20 protein-coding genes are annotated in these 18,957 nt (G+C 72.5%); 14 read left to right on the forward strand and 6 right to left on the reverse strand.

Going from position 1 to position 18,957, the window contains the following annotated elements:
- The first annotated feature begins 2 nt into the window (after positions 1-2).
- The 3 genes from HP507_RS07475 to HP507_RS07485 all read left to right on the forward strand — a co-directional run bounded on the left by HP507_RS07475 (position 3) and on the right by HP507_RS07485 (position 3,536).
- Positions 3-374 carry an FKBP-type peptidyl-prolyl cis-trans isomerase gene (locus HP507_RS07475; protein WP_175351161.1) on the forward strand — a complete coding sequence of 124 codons (372 nt, stop codon included), beginning with the start codon at positions 3-5 and terminating at the stop codon, positions 372-374.
- Positions 374-1,210 (forward strand): aldo/keto reductase, encoded by an 837-nt coding sequence (locus HP507_RS07480; RefSeq protein WP_175351162.1) that lies wholly within the window; start codon positions 374-376, stop codon positions 1,208-1,210. Before HP507_RS07475 ends, HP507_RS07480 begins: the two co-directional genes overlap by 1 nt.
- 82 nt (positions 1,211-1,292) lie before the next feature.
- Complete coding sequence (locus HP507_RS07485; RefSeq protein ID WP_175351163.1) at positions 1,293-3,536, forward strand: HelD family protein; 2,244 nt, start codon at positions 1,293-1,295, stop codon at positions 3,534-3,536.
- 261 nt (positions 3,537-3,797) lie between these two features.
- On the opposite strand, the gene HP507_RS07490 is transcribed toward HP507_RS07485, so the two are convergent.
- The 3 genes from HP507_RS07490 to HP507_RS07500 are packed head-to-tail and all read right to left on the reverse strand — an operon-like array spanning position 3,798 to position 6,233.
- The gene (locus HP507_RS07490; RefSeq protein WP_175351164.1) at positions 3,798-4,070 is read right to left on the reverse strand and encodes a protealysin inhibitor emfourin; all 273 of its coding nucleotides are present in this window, start codon (positions 4,068-4,070) and stop codon (positions 3,798-3,800) included.
- A gap of 32 nt (positions 4,071-4,102) precedes the next feature.
- Positions 4,103-5,152 carry a M4 family metallopeptidase gene (locus HP507_RS07495; protein WP_175351165.1) on the reverse strand — a complete coding sequence of 350 codons (1,050 nt, stop codon included), beginning with the start codon at positions 5,150-5,152 and terminating at the stop codon, positions 4,103-4,105.
- A gap of 34 nt (positions 5,153-5,186) precedes the next feature.
- Complete coding sequence (locus HP507_RS07500; RefSeq protein ID WP_175351166.1) at positions 5,187-6,233, reverse strand: glycoside hydrolase family 6 protein; 1,047 nt, start codon at positions 6,231-6,233, stop codon at positions 5,187-5,189.
- A 102-nt stretch (positions 6,234-6,335) separates the two neighbouring features.
- Between HP507_RS07500 and HP507_RS07505 the strand changes: the two genes are divergently transcribed.
- The 8 genes from HP507_RS07505 (at position 6,336) to HP507_RS07540 (ending at position 11,284) form a co-directional block, all read left to right on the forward strand.
- Entirely contained in the window at positions 6,336-6,782 is a 447-nt protein-coding gene (locus tag HP507_RS07505; protein ID WP_175351167.1) for a VanZ family protein, read from the forward strand.
- 101 nt (positions 6,783-6,883) lie between these two features.
- Positions 6,884-7,153: a 30S ribosomal protein S15 gene (rpsO, locus tag HP507_RS07510; protein ID WP_022902140.1), complete on the forward strand. Its 270-nt coding sequence runs from the start codon at positions 6,884-6,886 to the stop codon at positions 7,151-7,153.
- Positions 7,154-7,293: 140 nt separating this feature from the next.
- A complete protein-coding gene (locus HP507_RS07515) occupies positions 7,294-7,926 on the forward strand; it encodes a CE1759 family FMN reductase (RefSeq protein ID WP_175351168.1) in 633 nt (210 codons plus the stop codon).
- Between the two features lie 110 nt (positions 7,927-8,036).
- Complete coding sequence (locus tag HP507_RS07520; protein ID WP_175351169.1) at positions 8,037-8,306, forward strand: hypothetical protein; 270 nt, start codon at positions 8,037-8,039, stop codon at positions 8,304-8,306.
- Positions 8,303-9,235 (forward strand): FAD:protein FMN transferase, encoded by a 933-nt coding sequence (locus HP507_RS07525; RefSeq protein ID WP_175351170.1) that lies wholly within the window; start codon positions 8,303-8,305, stop codon positions 9,233-9,235. The genes HP507_RS07520 and HP507_RS07525 overlap by 4 nt, the downstream gene beginning before the upstream one ends.
- Positions 9,235-9,792 carry a ferric reductase-like transmembrane domain-containing protein gene (locus HP507_RS07530; RefSeq protein ID WP_175351171.1) on the forward strand — a complete coding sequence of 186 codons (558 nt, stop codon included), beginning with the start codon at positions 9,235-9,237 and terminating at the stop codon, positions 9,790-9,792. Before HP507_RS07525 ends, HP507_RS07530 begins: the two co-directional genes overlap by 1 nt.
- Positions 9,789-11,072 (forward strand): NADH-ubiquinone oxidoreductase-F iron-sulfur binding region domain-containing protein, encoded by a 1,284-nt coding sequence (locus HP507_RS07535; RefSeq protein WP_175351172.1) that lies wholly within the window; start codon positions 9,789-9,791, stop codon positions 11,070-11,072. Before HP507_RS07530 ends, HP507_RS07535 begins: the two co-directional genes overlap by 4 nt.
- A complete protein-coding gene (locus tag HP507_RS07540) occupies positions 11,069-11,284 on the forward strand; it encodes a ferredoxin (protein WP_175351173.1) in 216 nt (71 codons plus the stop codon). Before HP507_RS07535 ends, HP507_RS07540 begins: the two co-directional genes overlap by 4 nt.
- A gap of 48 nt (positions 11,285-11,332) precedes the next feature.
- Here the strand turns inward: HP507_RS07540 and HP507_RS07545 are convergent, their stop codons facing one another.
- On the reverse strand, positions 11,333-12,514 hold the full coding sequence (locus tag HP507_RS07545) for a coiled-coil domain-containing protein (protein ID WP_175351174.1): 1,182 nt from the start codon (positions 12,512-12,514) through the stop codon (positions 11,333-11,335).
- Between the two features lie 278 nt (positions 12,515-12,792).
- On the opposite strand from HP507_RS07545, the gene HP507_RS07550 reads away from it, so the two are divergent.
- On the forward strand, positions 12,793-15,066 hold the full coding sequence (locus HP507_RS07550) for a polyribonucleotide nucleotidyltransferase (protein WP_175351175.1): 2,274 nt from the start codon (positions 12,793-12,795) through the stop codon (positions 15,064-15,066).
- An 86-nt stretch (positions 15,067-15,152) separates the two neighbouring features.
- Here the strand turns inward: HP507_RS07550 and HP507_RS07555 are convergent, their stop codons facing one another.
- Positions 15,153-15,680, reverse strand: a complete 528-nt coding sequence (locus HP507_RS07555; RefSeq protein WP_175351176.1) for a YbhB/YbcL family Raf kinase inhibitor-like protein — start codon at positions 15,678-15,680, stop codon at positions 15,153-15,155.
- Between the two features lie 398 nt (positions 15,681-16,078).
- A complete protein-coding gene (locus tag HP507_RS07560) occupies positions 16,079-16,687 on the reverse strand; it encodes a TetR/AcrR family transcriptional regulator (RefSeq protein ID WP_175351177.1) in 609 nt (202 codons plus the stop codon).
- 289 nt (positions 16,688-16,976) lie between these two features.
- Between HP507_RS07560 and HP507_RS07565 the strand changes: the two genes are divergently transcribed.
- Together HP507_RS07565 and HP507_RS07570 are read left to right on the forward strand one after the other, a co-directional pair.
- Positions 16,977-18,311 (forward strand): M16 family metallopeptidase, encoded by a 1,335-nt coding sequence (locus tag HP507_RS07565; RefSeq protein ID WP_175351178.1) that lies wholly within the window; start codon positions 16,977-16,979, stop codon positions 18,309-18,311.
- An 8-nt stretch (positions 18,312-18,319) separates the two neighbouring features.
- Positions 18,320-18,922: a histidine phosphatase family protein gene (locus HP507_RS07570; RefSeq protein WP_175351231.1), complete on the forward strand. Its 603-nt coding sequence runs from the start codon at positions 18,320-18,322 to the stop codon at positions 18,920-18,922.
- Positions 18,923-18,957: the final 35 nt, after the last annotated feature.

The following is an 18,957-nucleotide window of genomic DNA, read 5'->3' on the forward strand; positions in this document are numbered from 1 at the left end:
GCATGACTGACCTGAACAGCAAGCCCGAGTTCGACGCCCCCGAGGGCCCGGCCCCCACCGAGCTCGTGATCACCGACATCGTCGAGGGCTCCGGCGACGTGGCCAGCGCCGGCTCGACCGTCAAGGTGCACTACGCCGGAGTCGAGTACGAGACGGGCGAGGAGTTCGACAGCTCCTGGAACCGTGGCGAGCCGATCGACTTCCCGCTCGCGGCCCTCGTGCGCGGCTGGCAGGAGGGCATCCCCGGCATGAAGGTCGGCGGGCGCCGCAAGCTCGTCGTCCCGCCGGAGCTCGCCTACGGGCCGGCCGGCGGCGGCCACTTCCTGTCCGGCAAGACCCTCATCTTCATCATCGACCTGCTCGGAGTCCGCTGATGCAGGTCGGCGCCCCGACGATCGAGCTGAACGACGGCCACCGCTTCCCGGAGCTCGGCCTCGGTACCTACGGCCTGAACGGCGACGAGGGTGCGGCGGCGATCGGCACGGCGATCACGAGCGGGTACCGCCTGCTCGACACCGCGCTGAACTACGGCAACGAGGACGCCGTCGGGAAGGCCGTGCGCGAGTCGTCGGTCGTCCGGGAGGACCTCGTCGTCACGTCGAAGCTCCCCGGTCGTCACCACGGCTACGACGAAGCGCACCGGTCGATCGACGAGACCCTGGGCAACCTCGGTCTCGACCACGTCGACCTGTACCTCATCCACTGGCCGAACCCGACGGTGGACAAGTTCGTGGACACCTGGAAGGCGTTCGTCGACCTCCGCGACAGCGGGAAGGTCCGCTCGATCGGCGTCTCGAACTTCACGCCCGAGCACCTCCACCGGATCGTCGACGCCACGGGTGTGGCACCGGCGGTGAACCAGGTCGAACTGCACCCGTACTTCCCCCAGGCGGCACTGCGGAAGGTGCACCAGGAGCTCGGCATCGTGACCGAGAGCTGGAGCCCCCTCGCGAAGCGGTCGGAGCTCCTCAGCGAGCAGCCGATCGTGGACGCGGCCGCCGCGCACGGGGTGTCCCCGGGGCAGGTCGTGCTCCGCTGGCACGTCCAGCTCGGCGCCGTCCCGGTGCCGAAGTCCGGCGATGCGGCACGGCAGCGCGAGAACCTCGACGTGTTCGGCTTCGAGCTGACCGACGACGAGGTGGCGGCGATCTCGGCCCTGGAGCGCGGCCGGCTGTGGGACGGCGACCCGGACACGCACGAAGAGATGTGACACCCGCCGCGGGACGCACCGCGGCAGCACCCGTCGGGGCAGGGGGACTACACTGGGTTCCCCTGTTCCCGAAGGGTGGCGTGTGTCCGAACCGACCGAGATCGACCGCGAGCGCGGCTACGTCGACGGGCTGTTCGCCCGACTCGACGAGCTGACCGCCGAGGCCGAGCAGCGACTCGCCGAGACCCGCCGTCAAGCGGTCGGTGGGAACCACCAGAGCCGCAGTGAGCGCGACGCCTACGCGCAGCTCTACGAAGACACCATCGCGACGCTCGAGCGCGTCGGGGACCGGCTGGTGTTCGGCCGGCTCGAGGTGTCCGAGCCCGACAGTGACGAGGACGCGTTCCGGTACATCGGCCGTGTCGGCCTGCGCGACCGCGAGCACCGTCCCCTCCTGCTCGACTGGCGTGTGCCCGGCGCCAGCGCGTTCTACCAGGCGACCGCCGCGCACCCGATGGGCATGCGCGCCCGCCGGCACCTGACGCTCGCCGGCCGCAGCGTCGTCGGCATCGAGGACGAGGTCTTCGACGCCGCGCTCTACGACGACGAGCGCACGCACCTGCAGGGCGAGGGTGCACTCCTCGCGGCCGTGACCGCCGAGCGCACCGGGCGGATGACGGACATCGTCGCGACCATCCAGGCGGAGCAGGACCGCATCATCCGCTCCCCGCTCGAGGGCGTCCTCATCGTGCAGGGCGGCCCCGGCACCGGCAAGACCGCCGTGGCGCTGCACCGCGCCGCGTACCTGCTCTACTCCTACCGCGAGCGTCTCCGGGGTTCCGGCGTGCTCATGGTCGGCCCGTCGCCCGCGTTCCTGACCTACATCGAGCAGGTCCTGCCGTCCCTCGGCGAGACCGGCGTCGTGATGGCGTCCCTCGGGTCGCTGTACCCGGGTGTGCACGCCACCCGCCACGACCAGCGGGACGTCGCTGCCGTCAAGGGGTCGGCAGAGATGGCGCAGCTGCTCCGCCGGGCCGTGAAGTCCCGACAGGTCGTACCCACCGCCTCGGTCACGCTCGACGTCGAGGGCGAGCGGCTCGTCGTCCCGCCGGAGCTCGTCGCCGACGCGATGAAGCGCGCGCAGGACCGCGGGAAGCCCCACAACGTCGCCCGGGTCACGTTCAACAAGATCGCGCTCGACGCGATGACCCGCCTGCTGGCCGACCAGCTGCGGGAGCGCGGCACCACGGTCGACGAGGCGGACGAGAAGGTCCTGCGCGAGGACATCCGTTCCTCGTACGACGCCCGCGTGCTGCTCAACACGGCGTGGCTGCCGCTGCCGCCCGAGAAGTTCCTCGAGGACCTGTACGCCCGGCCGAACTGGCTCGCCTCGCTGACGCCCCACTGGACCCCGGAGCGCCGCGCACTGCTGCTCCGCGACCGCGGTGCCGGCTTCACGGTCGAGGACGTCCCCCTCCTCGACGAGGCCGCCGAACTCCTCGGCCCGTTCGACCCGACCGGTGGGGCCGCCAAGCGCGCGGCCAAGGCCAGCCGGAACCGTGACATCGAGAACGCCCGTCAGGCGATCGAGAACATGGGCGTCGAGGGCATCGTCACCGCTGAGCAGGTCGCCGGATCCTTCGCCGAGGGCGGCGACGGTCGCACCACCGCCGAGCGAGCCGCCGAGGACCGCGAGTGGACCTACGGGCACATCGTCGTCGACGAGGCGCAGGAGCTCTCCCCGATGCAGTGGCGCGTGCTCGCCCGCCGCAACCCGCTTCGCTCGTTCACGATCGTCGGGGACATGGCGCAGGGCTCCTCGCCGGGAGCCGCCCGCACGTGGGACGACGTCGTCGGGGCACTCGCCCGTCGTCGCCGCGGCCGCGCGCCGCAGGTGCCGATCGCGCACCGCGTCGAGGAGCTCACCGTCAACTACCGCACCCCGCGGTCCATCGTCGAGGCCGCGGGCGCGTTCGCGGACGCCGCCGGGCTCGCGATCACCCGGACCGAGGCGGTGCGCGACGGCGACCCCGTGTCCCGAGTACGAGTGGGCCGGAGCGACGTGCTCGACACCGTGGCCCGCGTGGTCGACGACGAGCGCGAGCGCATCGGCAGCGGGACCATCGGTGTCATCGTGCCGGAGGCCGACGTCGACGCCGTACGACGCCGGCTCGCCAGGACCGAGGCGGACGTCCGCTCCCTCGGGTCGCCGCGGCCGGGGTCGGTCACGGTGCTCACCGGTGCGGACGCGAAGGGCCTCGAGTTCGACGGCGTGCTGCTCGTCGACCCGGAGCGGGTCGGCTCGGATGCGGCGCGCGCAGCGGCCGCGGTCTACGTCGCGATGACGCGACCGACGCGTCGACTCACCGTCATCGACGTCGACTGACGGCGCGGGAGGGGACGGGACGGGACGGGGCGGACGGGCGCGGCCGTAGGGCGTCCCTTGTTGACGCCAAAGCGACAGCGCCCTGCGAGCGCGTTCCGTCCGTCCCGCGAAGGCGACAGGTTTCCGCGGATCGCGGGCGGCAGTCTGTCGCTTTCGCGAGACGGCGTGCGGCGCGGGCGCGTGCGGCGCGGGCGCGGGCCGGGACGGGACGGGACGGGGCGGACGGGAGGCGCGGGGCGGGTCCGCCCCGCGCCTCCCGTCTCAGACCGGGGTGCCCTCGTCGCGGACGCGCGTCACGAGGGCGGCCCAGGGGCCGTCCAGGCGGCTGCCCGGGATCGACACCGTCGTCCGCTCGACCGTGATCGTCCACGTGAAGTCGTCACGCACGGCCGGTGCTGGCTCGGACGGAGCGGCGCGGGGGAGCGCCTCGACGAGGTCGGACCAGCCGGCCGGGTCCTCGCAGACGTCGGTGTCGACGCGCCAGCCCCGCGTGGTGCCGGCGAGCCCTCCGGTGCGGCGGACGTCGATGTGCATGCCCCGAACGTACGCCGGCCACCCGGCGCGGGTCAGTCGAGCACGCCCACCGTCCGCCAGGCGTCCTGCACCGCGGTGTGCTGCGCGGAACCCTCGCCGAAGCGGGCGCGCGCGGCGTCGACGGTCACGGTCGCGAAGCCGGCGAAGTCGATCGACGCGCTGACGGCGTCCGAGGTGAGGGCGTCCCACCAGACGGCCCCCGCGCCCTCCCACGCGTTGCCGCCGATCGCCGTCGCCGCGAGGTAGAAGGCGTGGTTCGGGATGCCCGAGTTCGTGTGCACGCCGCCGGAGTCCTCGGTGGTGTCGACGTACCCGGCCATCGTCGCCGGCTGCGGGTCCTTGCCGAGCACCGGATCGTCGTAGGCGGTGCCGGGAGCGCGCATCGACCGCAGCGCGACGCCGTGCACCGCGTCCGTGAAGAGCCCCTCGCCGATGAGCCACGACGCCTGTTCGGCGGTCTGCCGGGCGGCGTACTGGGCGACGAGCGAGCCGAACACGTCGCTGATCGACTCGTTGAGCGCGCCCGACTGCCCCTCGTACGTCAGGTCGGCCGTGTACTGCGTCACGCCGTGCGCGAGCTCGTGCCCGATGACGTCGACCGCGATCGTGAAGCGGTTGAACACCTCGCCGTCGCCGTCACCGAACACCATCCGGCTGCCGTCCCAGTACGCGTTGTCGTAGTCCTGCCCGTAGTGCACCGTGGCGTCGAGCGGGAGTCCGGCGCCGTCGATCGACACGCGGTCGAACACCTCGAGCCAGAACGCGTGCGTGTCCCCGAGGCCCGTGTACGCCTCGTCCACCGCGGCGTCGCCGGAGTCCGGGTCGCCCTCGTGCCGTACCGGGGTGCCGGGGAGCGTGGTCGAGCCCTTCGCGTCGGAGATCGTCCGCTGCGGGGATCGGTCGACGGCACCGCTGACGCCCTGCGGTCGGACGCGGTGGTCGTGCTTGGGACGCTGGACGGTGTCGAGGGACGCGAGGGCGGTCCGCGCAGCCGACGCTGCCCGGGGGAAGCGCTCGGCGTCGGCGACGGCGCGGAGCAGGTACGGCGGGACGACGGATCGGATGCGGTCGGACGGGGTCATGGCGTCATGCAACCACCGGGCACCGACAGGGCGGTCAGTCGCGCTTGCGGTTCTCGACGAGCGCGAGCGCGTAGGACTCCCACCACTGCCCGGCCGCCGGACCCCCGTTGCAGGTGCCGTCGCTCAGCCCGGGGGTCTTCACCCAGAGCAGGGCGTCGAGTCGCGTGGTGCCGCGCGTGACGTGCGGCGCCTGCCCGAGCCCGGCGCCGTCGGGGTTGCACCACGTGCCGCGCCAGCCCTGACCGTTGCGCGAGACGTCGATGACGAAGTGCGGGTCACCGCCGATCGCGTCCGCGAGCGCGTCGGCGTAGGCGCGCTCCTGGTCGACCCGGTAGAAGTTCGACACGTTCGTGAAGAACCCCTGCACCTCGTCGATCCCGGCCAGGCGCAGCCACTTCGCCATCGTGGCGGTCGGCACCCGGTTCTCGTTCCCGCCGTCGAGGTAGACGGTGAGGCCGTGGCCGGTGAGCTCGTCGACGGCCTTGCGGAGGAGCGGGAGTCGGTCCTGTTCGAGACGCTTGCACACCTGGATCTGGGCGATGGCATCGGGTTCGACCAGCACGACGGCCCCGGACCCCGCCATCGCGTCGACCGCGGCGCGGACCCACGGCAGGTACTCGTCCGCGGACGTGCCGCCCTTGGAGTAGCTGCCGCAGTCGCGGTCGGGCACGTTGTAGAGCACGAACACGGGGGTCTTCCCCTGCTCCTCGCTGCTCCGTACGACGTCCCGGATCGTCTCGCGGGTCTCGCTGGTCGACGAGTTCGTGAGCCACGTCGCGATGGGCTTGTCAGCGATCACCGAGATCTTCGCGGCGGTCGAGTCGTCGCCCTCGGCGAGGGCCTCGGACGCGCGTTTGCCGGGCTGGTTCTCGTCGGCGGGCTGCTGCGCGAGGCCGCCGGGGAACGCCTCCGACGCGGACTTCCGTTCCGCGACGTGCCGCCCGGTGCTGTCCGTGCCGCGGGGGAGGACCAGGACGAGGGCGACGACGAGCGCCGCGGCGACGACCGCCGCGATCCCGATCCACGTCCACTGGCGACGGCCGGGGCTGCGGCGTGCGCGGGTTCCCTCGAGACTCGGCATGCGTCCATGCTCGCAGGTGCGATCCCCACGCGCCCAGACCCGCTGGGCGTTCCCCCAGGCGTGGTGCCGGTTCCTGCCAGGACCGTGCCCCAGACTTGCGGGATGTTCCGGAAGCTCCTCCTCCTCGCCCTGACCGCGGCGTACGCCTGGGTGATCTGGCGGATGACGCTGACACCACAGGTGTTCACGTCGGCGCAGAACTCCCTCGTCCTGCACGCCATCGCCTGGGTTCAGCAGCTGCCGCACGGCGCGTGGTTCACGTACGAGCGCACGGAGTTCCTCGCGAACATCGCCATGTTCGTCCCGGTCGGGATGCTCGCGGCGCTGTGGCTGCCGCGTCGCTGGTGGATCCTCGGTGCGGTCGTCGGGGTGGCCCTGTCCGCGGGTATCGAGATCGCCCAGGCCGTGTACCTGCCCTACCGCGTGGCCGACCCGCGCGACGTGCTCTCGAACGGCCTCGGCGGCCTGCTCGGTGCGACCCTCGTCGGACTCGTGCGCAGCCTGCTTCCCGCGCCACGTCGGCGCCGGCTGCGTGCTCGGACGGCCTGACTCTCTGGTAGTCTTCTCCGGTTGCCGTCGAACGGCCGCGGACAAAGAGCGCTCATGCATTCGGCATGGGCACCGCGCAACGGACAGGAAGGGGATCATCCATGGCACTTGACGCGAAGGTCAAGCAGGAGATCATCGAAGAGTACGCGACCCACCCGGGCGACACCGGATCCCCCGAGGTCCAGGTCGCCGTTCTGACTCGTCGCATCAACGACCTGAACGAGCACCTCAAGGAGCACAAGCACGACCACCACTCGCGTCGTGGTCTGCTGCTCATGGTCGGTCAGCGTCGCCGTCTCCTCGGTTACCTCTCCGACGTCGACATCAACCGCTACCGTGCGCTCATCGAGCGTCTCGGCCTGCGTCGCTAGTCGACTCGCAGACACTGCGTGACCGAACGCCCCGGTCCTCCTCGTGAGGACCGGGGCGTTCCTCGTTCCCGGGAATGGTTGCGCCCGACGCTCGGTTGAGTACGATGTTCATGCAAACGCATCGAAAGTCGGGACCCACCATGACCACCATCGCAGTCGTCTCCGCCGGGCTCTCCGAGCCCAGCTCCACCCGCCTGCTCGCCGACCGCCTCGCCGAGGCCACTGTCGCGTCGCTCGCCGCCCCGAGCGCGACGGGTCCTGGAGGCACGGCGCACGTCCTGCACGTCGACCTGCGTCCGCTGGCGCACGAGATCACCGACGCGATGCTCACCGGGTTCGCGGCGCCGGCACTGTCCGCGGCGATGGCCGCCGTGGTCGAGGCCGATGCGGTCGTGTTCGTCACGCCGATCTTCACCGCGGGCGTGAGCGGCCTGGCGAAGTCGTTCCTCGACGTGCTCGACAAGGACTCCCTCGCGGAGATGCCCGTCCTGCTCGGCGCGACCGGGGGGACCGCGCGGCACTCGCTCGCGATCGAGCACGCGCTCCGTCCGGTGTTCGCCTACCTCCGTGCCGCGGTCGTCCCGACGGGCGTGTTCGCCGCGACGGACGACTGGGGGAGCGAGGGTGACTCGGCGGCGCTCGACGGACGCATCCGCCGGGCGGGGGACGACCTCGCCTGGGCGATCCGCGCCTCCCGTCGGACCCCGCAGGAAGCCGACGCACTCCCCGCCACCGCAGACTTCGCGTCCCTGCTGGGTGGCCTCGGCCACTAGGCCGCAGCGCTCTTAGGCCGCCCACAGGGATCGTCGGGTCCGGGCGCAGTCGGTCCCCTGCCTGTTCATCGATCCGCCCGGGAACCTCGTCATGACGACGAGGAGGACCGATGGACACCAGAGGGAACGGCAGGCGATCAGCCCGGATCACGAGTGCGCTCGTCGGCGCGGGCGGGCTCGTGGTCGCGATGGTCACCGGCGTCGGGCTGTGGTTCGGGCACGAGCAGGCCGGCACGACCGAGAACACGACGAGCGGGACGTCGACCGAGAGCACGACGAGCGGGACGTCGACCGAGAGCGGGACGTCGACCGACCAGGGCGTGACGCAGGGCAGCACCGGCGGCACGGGGACCTCCGACGCCACGACGACGGGGTCGTGACCGTGCGCGCCGCCACCGAGTGGGACCTCTGGACCACCACCGCCCGCGTCGTCCTGGACCACCGCGACCGCCGCCACCTCGCCGAGGCCGAATCCTGCGTCCGCCGGGTCACCGCTGCCGTGGACGCCGCCTGCAGCCGCTTCCGGAGCGACTCCGAACTCGTCGCCCGCGCCGGCGACCTCGTCCGGGGCGCCGAGGTCTCGCCGCTCCTGGCCGCCCTCGTGCACCAGGCACTCGACGCCGCCCGGGCCACCGACGGCGACGTCGACCCGACCCTCGGCGCCCGCATGGTGTCCCTCGGGTACGACGCCGCGTTCGCGGACGCACCGCCGGTCCCCACGCCCGAGGCGATCGCCCGTGCGCTCGACGGCCGACCGGCGTGGCAGCGCGTCCTGCTCTCCGGTACCTTCCTCCGCGTGCCGCAGGACGTCACGCTCGACCTCGGTGCCACCGCCAAGGCCGCCGCGGCCGACATGGCGGCGGCGAGCATCACCGCCCGGCTCGGCATCGGGGCGCTCGTCTCCCTCGGCGGGGACGTCGCCACGGCCGGCCCGGAACCGTCCGGCGGCTGGCAGGTGCGGGTGCAGGACCTCGACGGCGACCCGGCCGACCACGTGCGGATCGCCTCCGGCTGGTCGGTCGCGACGTCGAGCACGCAGAAGCGCCGGTGGGAGCAGGACGGGCACGCCCGGCACCACATCCTCGACCCGCGGTGGGGCCTGCCGGCCGAACCGGTCTGGCGATCGGTGACGGTCGTCGCCCCGTCGTGCATCACCGCGAACACCATGACGACCGCGGCGATCGTCCGCGGGCACGCCGCCGCCGAGATGCTCCGGCGGAGCGGTCGTGCGGCACGGCTCGTGGCCGCGGACGGCTCCGTGGTCCGACTCGGGGGCTGGCCCGGCGAGGACGCCAGGAGGGCAGCCTGATGGACACGGCGCTCTGGGTGATCGGCCGTGGGACGGGTGTCGCCGCGGTCCTGCTCCTGACGCTCACCGTGCTGCTCGGCATCGTCACCCGCGGCGGTCGACCGCTGCCCGGACTGCCGCGGTTCGCCGTGCAGCTCGTGCACCGCGACGTCGCCCTCACGTCGACCGTCCTCGTCGTCGTGCACGTGGCGTCGCTCCTGCTCGACACCGAGGCCGAGCTCCGCCTCGTCGACACCGTCGTCCCGTTCGCCGGCTCGTACCGGTGGTTCTGGCTCGGCCTCGGGACGCTCGCCGTCGACCTGCTGGTGGTCCTCGTCGTCACGGCGCTGCTCCGGCGCGCGATCGGTCCCCGGGCGTTCCGCGCGGTGCACTGGGTGGCCTACGCCATGTGGCCGGTCGCGATGGCGCACGCGATCGGCACGGGCACGGACGGCACCTCGGCGTGGTTCCTCGTGATCGCCGGGGTCTGCGCCGCCGCGGTCCTGGGCGCGGTCGTCTGGCGCTGCACCGCCCGTGTCACCGAGTTCCGCTCGGCCCGTCTGGAGGTCGTCCGATGACCGTCACCGTCCCGCACACCGTCCTCCCGCCGACCGGGACCCAGCGACTCCTCGCCGCGGCCGGCCCACGCCTCGACGAGCACGAACGCACGTACGGCGCGCTGCCGGCGATCGGCCCGGGCATCATCGACGAGCTCGGCCTCGCGGGCGTCGACGGCCGCGGCGGCGCCGGGTTCCCGCTGGCCCGCAAGCTCGCCGTCGTCGCCGCGCAGTCGCACCGGACGCGAGGTCGCCGTGCCCCGATCGTCATCGGGAACGCAGCCGAGGGGGAGCCCGCGAGCCGCAAGGACGCCGTGCTCCTCGAACGAGCACCGCACCTCGTGCTCGACGGAATCGTCGTCGCCGCGCTCGCGGTCGGTGCCGCCGAGGCCGTCGTGGTGACCAGCGACCGTCTGGCGGCGCACGTCCACCGGGCGATCGACGAGCGGACCACGCGAGCCGCACGGGGCGCATCCGCACCCGATCCCGTCGCGATCGACGTCCGGCCACTGCCGCACACCTCGTTCGTGTCCGGCGAGGCCGGAGCGCTCGCGTCCGCCGTCGCCGGCGGCAGGGGTCTCCCCGAGGACCGCATCGTCCGACTCGCCGAACGCGGGCCGAGCGGGTGTCCCACGCTCGTCTCGAACGTCGAGACGCTGGCGCAGGCGGCGCTCGTCGCCCGGTACGGAGCGGGGTGGGTGCGGAGCATCGGTAGCGTGACAGCTCCCGGAACGCGCCTCGTGACCGTCAGCGACGTGACCGACCCGTCGCGGGCAGTGGTGCTGGAGACCGCCGGAGGTGCGCCGCTCGGTGAACTGCTGGGCGCCTCCAGGCTGGACGTCGCCGAGCCGAGACGGACGCGCGCCGTCCTGGTCGGCGGGTGGGGCGGCACCTGGGTGCCGGCGGCCGCGCTCGACGCGACCCTCGACGTCGAGGGGCTGGCGCCGTGGGGCGCGGCTCCGGGAGCCGGTGTGCTCGCGGTGCTCGACGACCGGACCTGTCCGATCGTCGTGACCGCGCGGATCGCCGCGGCGCTCGCCGAGGCCTCGGCGGAGCGGTGCGGGCCGTGCGTGAACGGCCTGCCGCGGATCGCCGAGGTCCTCGCGGTGCTGGCCTCCGGCCGACCGGCGGCCGACCTGGTGGGGGAGGTCCGACGGGTGGCCGCGCTCGTCGACGGGCGCGGGGCGTGCCACCACCCGGACGGTGTGGCACGGATGGTGCGGAGCGCGATGGGCGTGTTCCGGGACGACGTGCAGGCGCACCTCGGCGGCCGGTGCCTGCACGCGGGAGGTGCGCGATGACGGCACTGCACGTCGACTGGACCCGGTGCCGGGGTCGGGGGCTCTGCACGGAGCTCTTCGCGGAGCGGCTGGCGCGGGACGAGTGGGGCTACCCGATCGCCCGGGACGGCGGTGGGACGCGGGACGTCCCCCTGCGGCCGGAGGAGGTCGCGGCGGCCGCGGACGCAGCGGCGATGTGCCCGCTGCAGGCGCTGCGGCTGGTGGAGCGCTGACGGTCGGCCGCTGCGCCGACGGCCGGGTGCTGCGCCGCGCGCTCCCGCTCAGTACCAGTGCGGGTTGACGCTCATCTCGTGGTTCCACGCGCCGCACGGGGAGCCGTAGGCGCTCTTGATGTACGCGAGTCCCCAGTTGATCTGCGTCGCGGCGTTCGTCCGCCAGTCGGCGCCGGCGGCGGACATCTTCTCCGCGGGGAGCGACTGCGGGATCCCGTACGCACCGCTCGACGCGTTCAGGGCGTTCGCCCGCCAGCCGGACTCCTGCGTCCACAGCGACACGAGGCACGAGAACTGGTCGGACCCCCAGCCGTAGGCGCCGATCGCGCTCCGGGCGTAGGCCTGCGCGCCGGCGGGGTCGACCACGACGCCGCCCGTGCTCGGGTAGGACGTGCCTCCGCTGCTGGTGTTCCCGCTCGGGGTGGCGGCGGCCGCGGCTGCAGCGGCGGCCTGTCGCTTCCGCAGCTGCTCCGCCTTCTGTGCGGCGACCCGCTGGCCGAGCTGGTAGCGCTCCTCGGTCTTCGCCGTCGTGTCCTTGAGCGAGGCGAGCTGTGCGTACAGCTCGTCGCTGTGCTCCTGCGTGTCCTCGACCGCGGCGTTCGCCGCCGCCTCGGCGTCCTTCGCGGCGCTGGCCTTCGTCTCGGCCGCGTCCGCGAGGTCCGCGCGTTCGGCCTCGGCGCGGGTCGCCTGGTCGTGGAGGGACGACGCGGTCTTCGCCGCCACGGACGCGTCGTCCATGACGCCCGCCCACGTCGACGAGAGCTGGTCGAGCGCGCCGAGCTGGTACAGCAGCTGGTCGGGGTTCTTCGCCGTCGCGATGCGCGAGGTCATCTGGCTGGAGCTGCCGTCGCGGTACAGGTTCGCGGCGAGCTGTCCGGCGCGCTGCTGCGCGCGGTCGGCGGTCTTCGCCGCCTGCTCCGCCTGGGCCTGGAGGCTCGTGGCGGCCTGGGTGGCGGAGGCCAGCTCCGCCTCGGCCCGGTCCGCCTTCTCCGAGGCGTCGAGCGCCGCCTTCGACTTGGCCGCGGCGGCGGCCTGAGCCGCCTCGAGCGCAGCCTGCACCCGCGCGATCTCGGTCTTCTTGGTCTGCTCGTTCCCCTTCGCGCGCTGCACGTCCTGCCAGCTCGGGTACTCCGTCGCGTTCGCCGGTACTGCGGTGACGACGGGGGCGACGAGCGCGCCGACGACCACGGCGGCCGCGACGAACAAGCCCCGGGAGGGGGTGAGGCGCATGACAGCAGGCTATCGAGGACACGCCCGTTCGCCGAGAGCCTCGCCGCTGATTCGCTGTGGACTGGTAAAGTCCATCCCGTCCGGGGACCGTTTCCCCGGGCGTCAGACAAACACTGCGCAGGCCGGGCACGGAGCTGGTCATCGGTGGTGGCTCGCGGGCCGGACGGTTTCCCGAGTGCTTCTACTGCTGGCCAGACATGCGTCCCGATCCCTTCGGCGCGCACGCACCATCGGGTGCCGTCGCCCCAGCCTGCCGAACACATCAAGGAGGCACCCTTTTGGAGGGTCCCGAGATCAAGTTCGCCGAGGCCGTCATCGACAACGGCAAGTTCGGCAAGCGCACCGTCCGGTTCGAGACCGGTCGGCTCGCACAGCAGGCGCAGGGCGCGGTCGCCGCGTACCTCGACGAGGAGACCATGCTCCTCTCGGCCACCAGCGCCGGCAAGCACCCGCGTGAAGGATTCGACTTCTTCCCGCTGACCGTCGACGTCGAGGAGCGCTCGTACGCCGCCGGCAAGATCCCCGGTTCGTTCTTCCGCCGCGAAGGACGTCCCAGCACCGAGGCGATCCTCGTCTGCCGTCTCATCGACCGGCCGCTGCGTCCGTCGTTCGTCGACGGCCTCCGCAACGAGGTCCAGATCGTCATCACCGTCCTGAGCATCGCCCCGGACGAGTTCTACGACGCGCTCGCGATCAACGCGGCGTCGGCGTCGACGCAGATCTCCGGTCTGCCGTTCTCCGGCCCGATCGCCGGTGTGCGCCTCGCGCTCATCGGTGACCAGTGGGTCGCGTTCCCGAAGGCGTCGCAGCTCGCCGAGGCCGTCTTCGACCTCACCGTCGCCGGCCGTGTCGTCACGGACGAGGCGGGCAACGAGGACGTCGCGATCATGATGGTCGAGGCGGAGGCCACCGAGCGCAGCTGGGACCTCATCCAGGGCGGCGCCACGAAGCCCGACGAGGCCATCGTCGCGCAGGGCCTCGAGGCGGCGAAGCCGTTCCTCAAGTCCCTCGTCGAGGCCCAGGCCAAGCTCGCCGCGCAGTCGGCGAAGGAGATCCAGGACTACCCGGTCTTCCCGCCCTACGCGCCCGAGGTCTACGCGGCCGTCGAGTCGCTCGCCCTGACCGAGCTCGGCGACGTCTACAAGATCGCCGGCAAGCTCGAGCGTCAGGACGCCGACGACGCCCTCAAGGCCCGCGTCAAGGCCGCCATCGCCGAGCAGGTCACCGCGGGCACGCTGCCCGAGGTCGCCAACAGCCAGGTCAGCGCCGCGTACAAGTCGGTCACGAAGAAGGTCGTCCGCGGCCGCATCCTGACCGAGCAGGTCCGCATGGACGGTCGCGGCCTCGCCGACATCCGCCCGCTCGACGCCGAGGTCGCCGTGATCCCGCGCGTCCACGGTTCGGCGATCTTCCAGCGCGGCGAGACGCAGATCCTCGGCGTCACCACGCTGAACATGCTCAAGATGGAGCAGCAGATCGACTCGCTTTCGCCCGTCACGAAGAAGCGCTACCTCCACCACTACAACTTCCCGCCGTACTCGACGGGCGAGACCGGTCGTGTGGGTTCGCCGAAGCGTCGCGAGATCGGCCACGGCTTCCTCGCCGAGCGCGCGCTCGTGCCGGTGCTGCCGTCGCGCGAGGAGTTCCCCTACGCCATCCGTCAGGTGTCCGAGGCCCTCGGCTCCAACGGTTCGACGTCGATGGGCTCCGTCTGCGCCTCGACCCTGTCGCTGCTCAACGCCGGTGTGCCGCTGCGCGCCCCGGTCGCGGGCATCGCGATGGGCCTCGTGTCCGACACCGTCGAGGGGCAGACCCGCTACGCGGCGCTGACCGACATCCTCGGTGCCGAGGACGCCCTCGGCGACATGGACTTCAAGGTCGCCGGCACCTCGGACTTCGTCACGGCCATCCAGCTGGACACGAAGCTCGACGGCATCCCCTCGTCGGTCCTCGACGCCGCCCTCAAGCAGGCCAAGGAAGCGCGCTCCGCGATCCTCGGCGTGCTGACCGAGGCGATCGACGCCCCTGACGAGATGGCCGACACCGCGCCGCGCGTCATCTCGGTGCAGATCCCCGTCGACAAGATCGGCGAGCTGATCGGCCCGAAGGGCAAGACGATCAACGGGATCCAGGACGAGACCGGCGCCGACATCTCGATCGAGGACGACGGCACCGTGTACATCGGCGCCGTCGACGGTCCGTCGGCCGAGGCCGCCCGCGCCCAGGTCAACGCGATCGCGAACCCGACGAACCCGGAGATCGGGGACCAGTTCCTCGGCACGGTCGTCAAGATCGCGACGTTCGGCGCCTTCGTGTCGCTCCTCCCGGGTCGCGACGGACTGCTCCACGTCTCCGAGGTGCGCAAGCTCGCCGGCGGCAAGCGGGTCGAGAACGTCGAGGACGTCCTCGGCGTCGGCCAGAAGGTCCTCGTCGAGGTCACCAAGGTCGACGACCGCGGCAAGCTGTCGCTCGCGCCGGTCGTCGCCGACGAGGTGGACACCGAGGGTCGCGAAGGCCACGAGAAGCACAACGAGGACCCGGCCGAGGGCTGATCCCTCCCGCGTCCGTGCACGAACGGCCGCCGCTCCCTCGGGAGTGGCGGCCGTTCGCCGTTCCGGGCTCGGACGACGGGTCGACGTCAGGCGGCGGGCGTCTCCTGCGTGCCGACGAGCTGCGCGCGGCCGAGGATGTGCTCGCGGAGCAGGAAGCCCACCACCGCGGGCGTCGCGTCCGCCGGAGCCTCGAGGACCGGGACGTCGAGGGCGCTCAGCGTGAAGAAGTACCGGTGCGGGCCGTGCCCGGCGGGCGGAGCGGCGCCGAGGTACGTGTCGGTGCCGAACTCGTTGCGGCGGCGGAGGGCCTCGGCCGGCAGGAGCGCGTCGTCAGTCCCGGCGCCGGCGGGCAGCGAGCCGACGGACGCCGGGATGTCCGTGAGGCTCCAGTGCCAGAAGCCGGAGCCGGTCGGGGCATCGGGGTCGTACACCGTGAGCACGTAGCTCTGCGTGCCCTCGGGCGCGCCGGACCACTCGAGCGCGGGGGATCGGTCCTCGCCGCCGGCATCGGTGCCCCGGGCGGACGTCGGGAGCACGTCGCCGTCGGCGAAGTCCGGGCTGGTCAGGGTGAATGCGGGGACCTCGGGGAGGTTCCAGTTGGGGTCGTTGGCCATGCGCCCAGCCAACACCCGTGGGCTCGGTTCGGGCTCGGTTCGGGCTCGGTGCGCGAAAGCGACAGCCGTGCGCGGAGCCGCTCGGTCTGTGCCGGCGCGCCGACAGATGCACGCGGGGTTCCCGCGGCAGACCGTCGCTTTCGCGGGTGGGCCAGCGAGGGCGGGCCTGCCGGCGGACGTGCCGACCGGCGGACCGGCGGACGTGCGGACGGGCGGACCCGCGGACGTGCGGACGCCGCGGACTGGAGGCGCGGTGCGGGGCCGGCCCGTGCCTCCCGGCCCACAGACGGTCGCGAAGGCGACGCGTGCCCGCGAAGTGGTCGCGTCGGTGCTGCGTGAGCGACAGAAGTGCGTGGGGCTCCGGCGGCAGCCTGTCGCTTTCGGGGAGGCGGCGCGCGTCAGGCGGCGAGCACGCGCTCGACGACGCGGCCGAGGGCAGCCGTCGCCGCGATCGCGTCACCGGCGTAGGCGCCGGACATCGCGCCGTCGCGGGCGAGCATGAGCTCGTCCGCGCCGTCGCCCGGCAGGGCGTGTCCGGCGTCCTGCAGCAGGTCGGCCAGACGTCCCGTGTACCAGTCGCGGTGCATGGCGACGACCTCGCGCACGGGGTCGCGCGGGTCGTGGTACTCGGCGGCGGCGTTGAGGAACGCGCAGCCGCGGAACTCCGGCTCGTTCACCTCGTCGGTGAGGGCGGCGACCCAGGCGCGGACGGCATCGTCGGGAGAACCGGCGTCCGCGATGAGCTGCTCCATCCGCTGCTGCACGCGCTCGTGCTGCGTCCGGATGTAGGCGAGGATCAGGTTGTCCTTCGAGCCGTAGTGCTTGTAGAACGTCGCCTTCGTGACGCTGGCCTCGGAGATGAGGCGGTCGACGCCGACGCCGTGGATGCCCTCCTCGTAGAAGAGGCGTGTCGCCGTCTCGAGGACACGGACCTTCGCGCCGCCGGAGCGGGGAGTCGGGGGGGACGCTCGACCCGTCCGGCGACGCGAGGTTCGTGCTCGGGCCAAGGAGACGCTGGACGGCCGGTTGGGGGGAATCGACCGTCACAGCGTGGCTCCTTGGACTCATCGGCTCCGCGGCTGAGCGGGGGGACTCGTACGCCGCGCAGGACTGATGTCCCGAGCCACCGGATCGGGATCTAGGGGGGCTTCCGATCCGGTAGAAGTACTGTACCACAAGGAGGACAGACAGACGAGTCTTTCTATCCTCCTTCGATGTACCCCACTTCGAGTGACATCGTGAGCGGCTGTGGAAACTGGGCGGTCGTGCGAAGGGAGATCAGTAGGCTCGTCTGCGATGAACCACCCAGTGCCGTTGCCGCTCGAGGCCCCGGACACGTCGTTCCTGACGTCCGGGGGCGCCTTCGTTCGCCGATCCGTCCTGCCGTCCGGCGTGCGGGTCCTGACCGAGGCGATGCCCGGAGCGAGCTCGACGAGCCTCGGCTTCTGGGTCGGCGTCGGCTCGCGCGACGAACGCGCGGGGCAGTACGGCTCGACGCACTTCCTCGAGCACCTGTTGTTCAAGGGCACGGCGAAGCGCTCGGCGCTCGACATCGCGATCTCCTTCGACTCCGTCGGCGGCGAGCACAACGCCGCCACCGCGAAGGAGTACACCTGCTACTACTCCCGCGTCCGCGACGCCGACGTGCCGATGGCGGTCGAGGTCATCGGTGACATGGTGACCGGCTCCGTGCTCGAGTCCGCCGCGTTCGACGTCGAGCGGGGCGTCATCCTCGAAGAGCTCGCGATGGCCGCGGACGACCCGGCCGACGTCGCCGGCGAGGCGTTCTTCGCCGCGGCCTTCGACGGGCACGCCCTCGGCCGGCCGATCGGCGGCACGCCGGAGAGCATCCGCGCAGTGCAGCGCGATGAGGTCCTCGCGCACTACCGCGAGCACTACGCCCCGAACGGGATCGTCGTCACCGCTGCCGGCGCCGTCGACCACGACCGCTTCCGCGACCTGGTCGAGGCGGTGTTCCAGGGCGCGCCCAAAGCCTCGCCGCTGGCCCGCCGCACGCCCCAGCCGGTCGCTGACCCGGCGATCCCGAAGCTCTCGGTCGTGCACCGCCCGACCGAACAGGTCAGTATGCTCCGTGGCTCGCAGGGCCTCGACCTCCGCGACGAGCGCCGTCCGATCCTCAGCGTCCTCAACGCCGTCCTCGGCGGCGGCATGAGCTCCCGCCTCTTCCAGGAGGTGCGGGAGCGCCGCGGACTCGCCTACGCGGTGAGCTCGTTCGCGCCCGCCTACCTGGACAACGGTGCGTTCGGTGTCTACGCCGGCTGTGCTCCGGACAACGTCGCCGGGGTGATCGACATCGTCGACGCCGAGTTCCGCCGCATGGTCGACGACGGTGTCACGACCGACGAGCTCCGTCGCGCGAAGGGGCAGATCGAGGGGGCGCTCACGCTCTCGCTCGAGGACTCCGACGCGCGTATGACCCGACTGGGCCGGTCCGAGCTCGGCACCGGGGAGTTCACCGACCTCGCCACCGCGCTCGAGCGCGTGGACCGTGTCACCACCGACGACGTCCTCGACCTGGCACGAGACCTCCTGACCCGCCCGACGATCACCTCGGTCGTCGGCGCGGTCCGGCAGGACGAACTCGCGGCCTCGATCGGGATCGGCGGTTGAACACGGACATGTCGCACTACCTCTACCTCGTCCGGCACGGGGAACACCAGGACGCGGAACACGGGCTGCGGGACGGCAAGCTCTCGGAGCGTGGCAAGCGGCAGGCGATGCTCGTGGCGGACCGGCTCGGCGGCGTGCCCTTCGACGGCGTGTACCACTCGCCGCTCGAGGCGCCGAGCGAGACCGCGTCGTTCCTCGCGCAGCGGCTCCCGGCGATCGAGCCGGAGCCGTCGACGCTCCTCTTCGACTGCATCCCGTCCGGGCCGACCCCGGAGATGCCGAGCGCCTACAAGGCCTTCTACGGGTCGATCACCGAGGAAGAGGTGATCGCCGGGCAGGCCCAGATGGGCGATGCCGTCGCCGAGTGGTTCACGCCCGCGCGCGAGGACCGGCACGACCTCCTCATCACGCACAACGCCGTCATCGGCTGGTTCGTGCGCGAGGCGTTCCAGGCCCCGGAGTGGCGCTGGATGGGGACCAACGTCGCCCACACGGCACTGACGATCATCCGCATCCGCTCGGCCAAGCCGGCCGAGGTCGTGGCGCTCAACGACCTGGCGCACCTGCCGGTGGAGCTCCGTACCGGCCTGCCCGTCGACCAGCCCGTCTAGCGGCTCCGGACGGCGCGTGTCGTCCAGGAGGCGCG

Origin of the sequence: Curtobacterium pusillum (assembly GCF_013359865.1) — a bacterium.
Classification (GTDB): Bacteria; Actinomycetota; Actinomycetes; order Actinomycetales; family Microbacteriaceae; genus Curtobacterium; species Curtobacterium pusillum.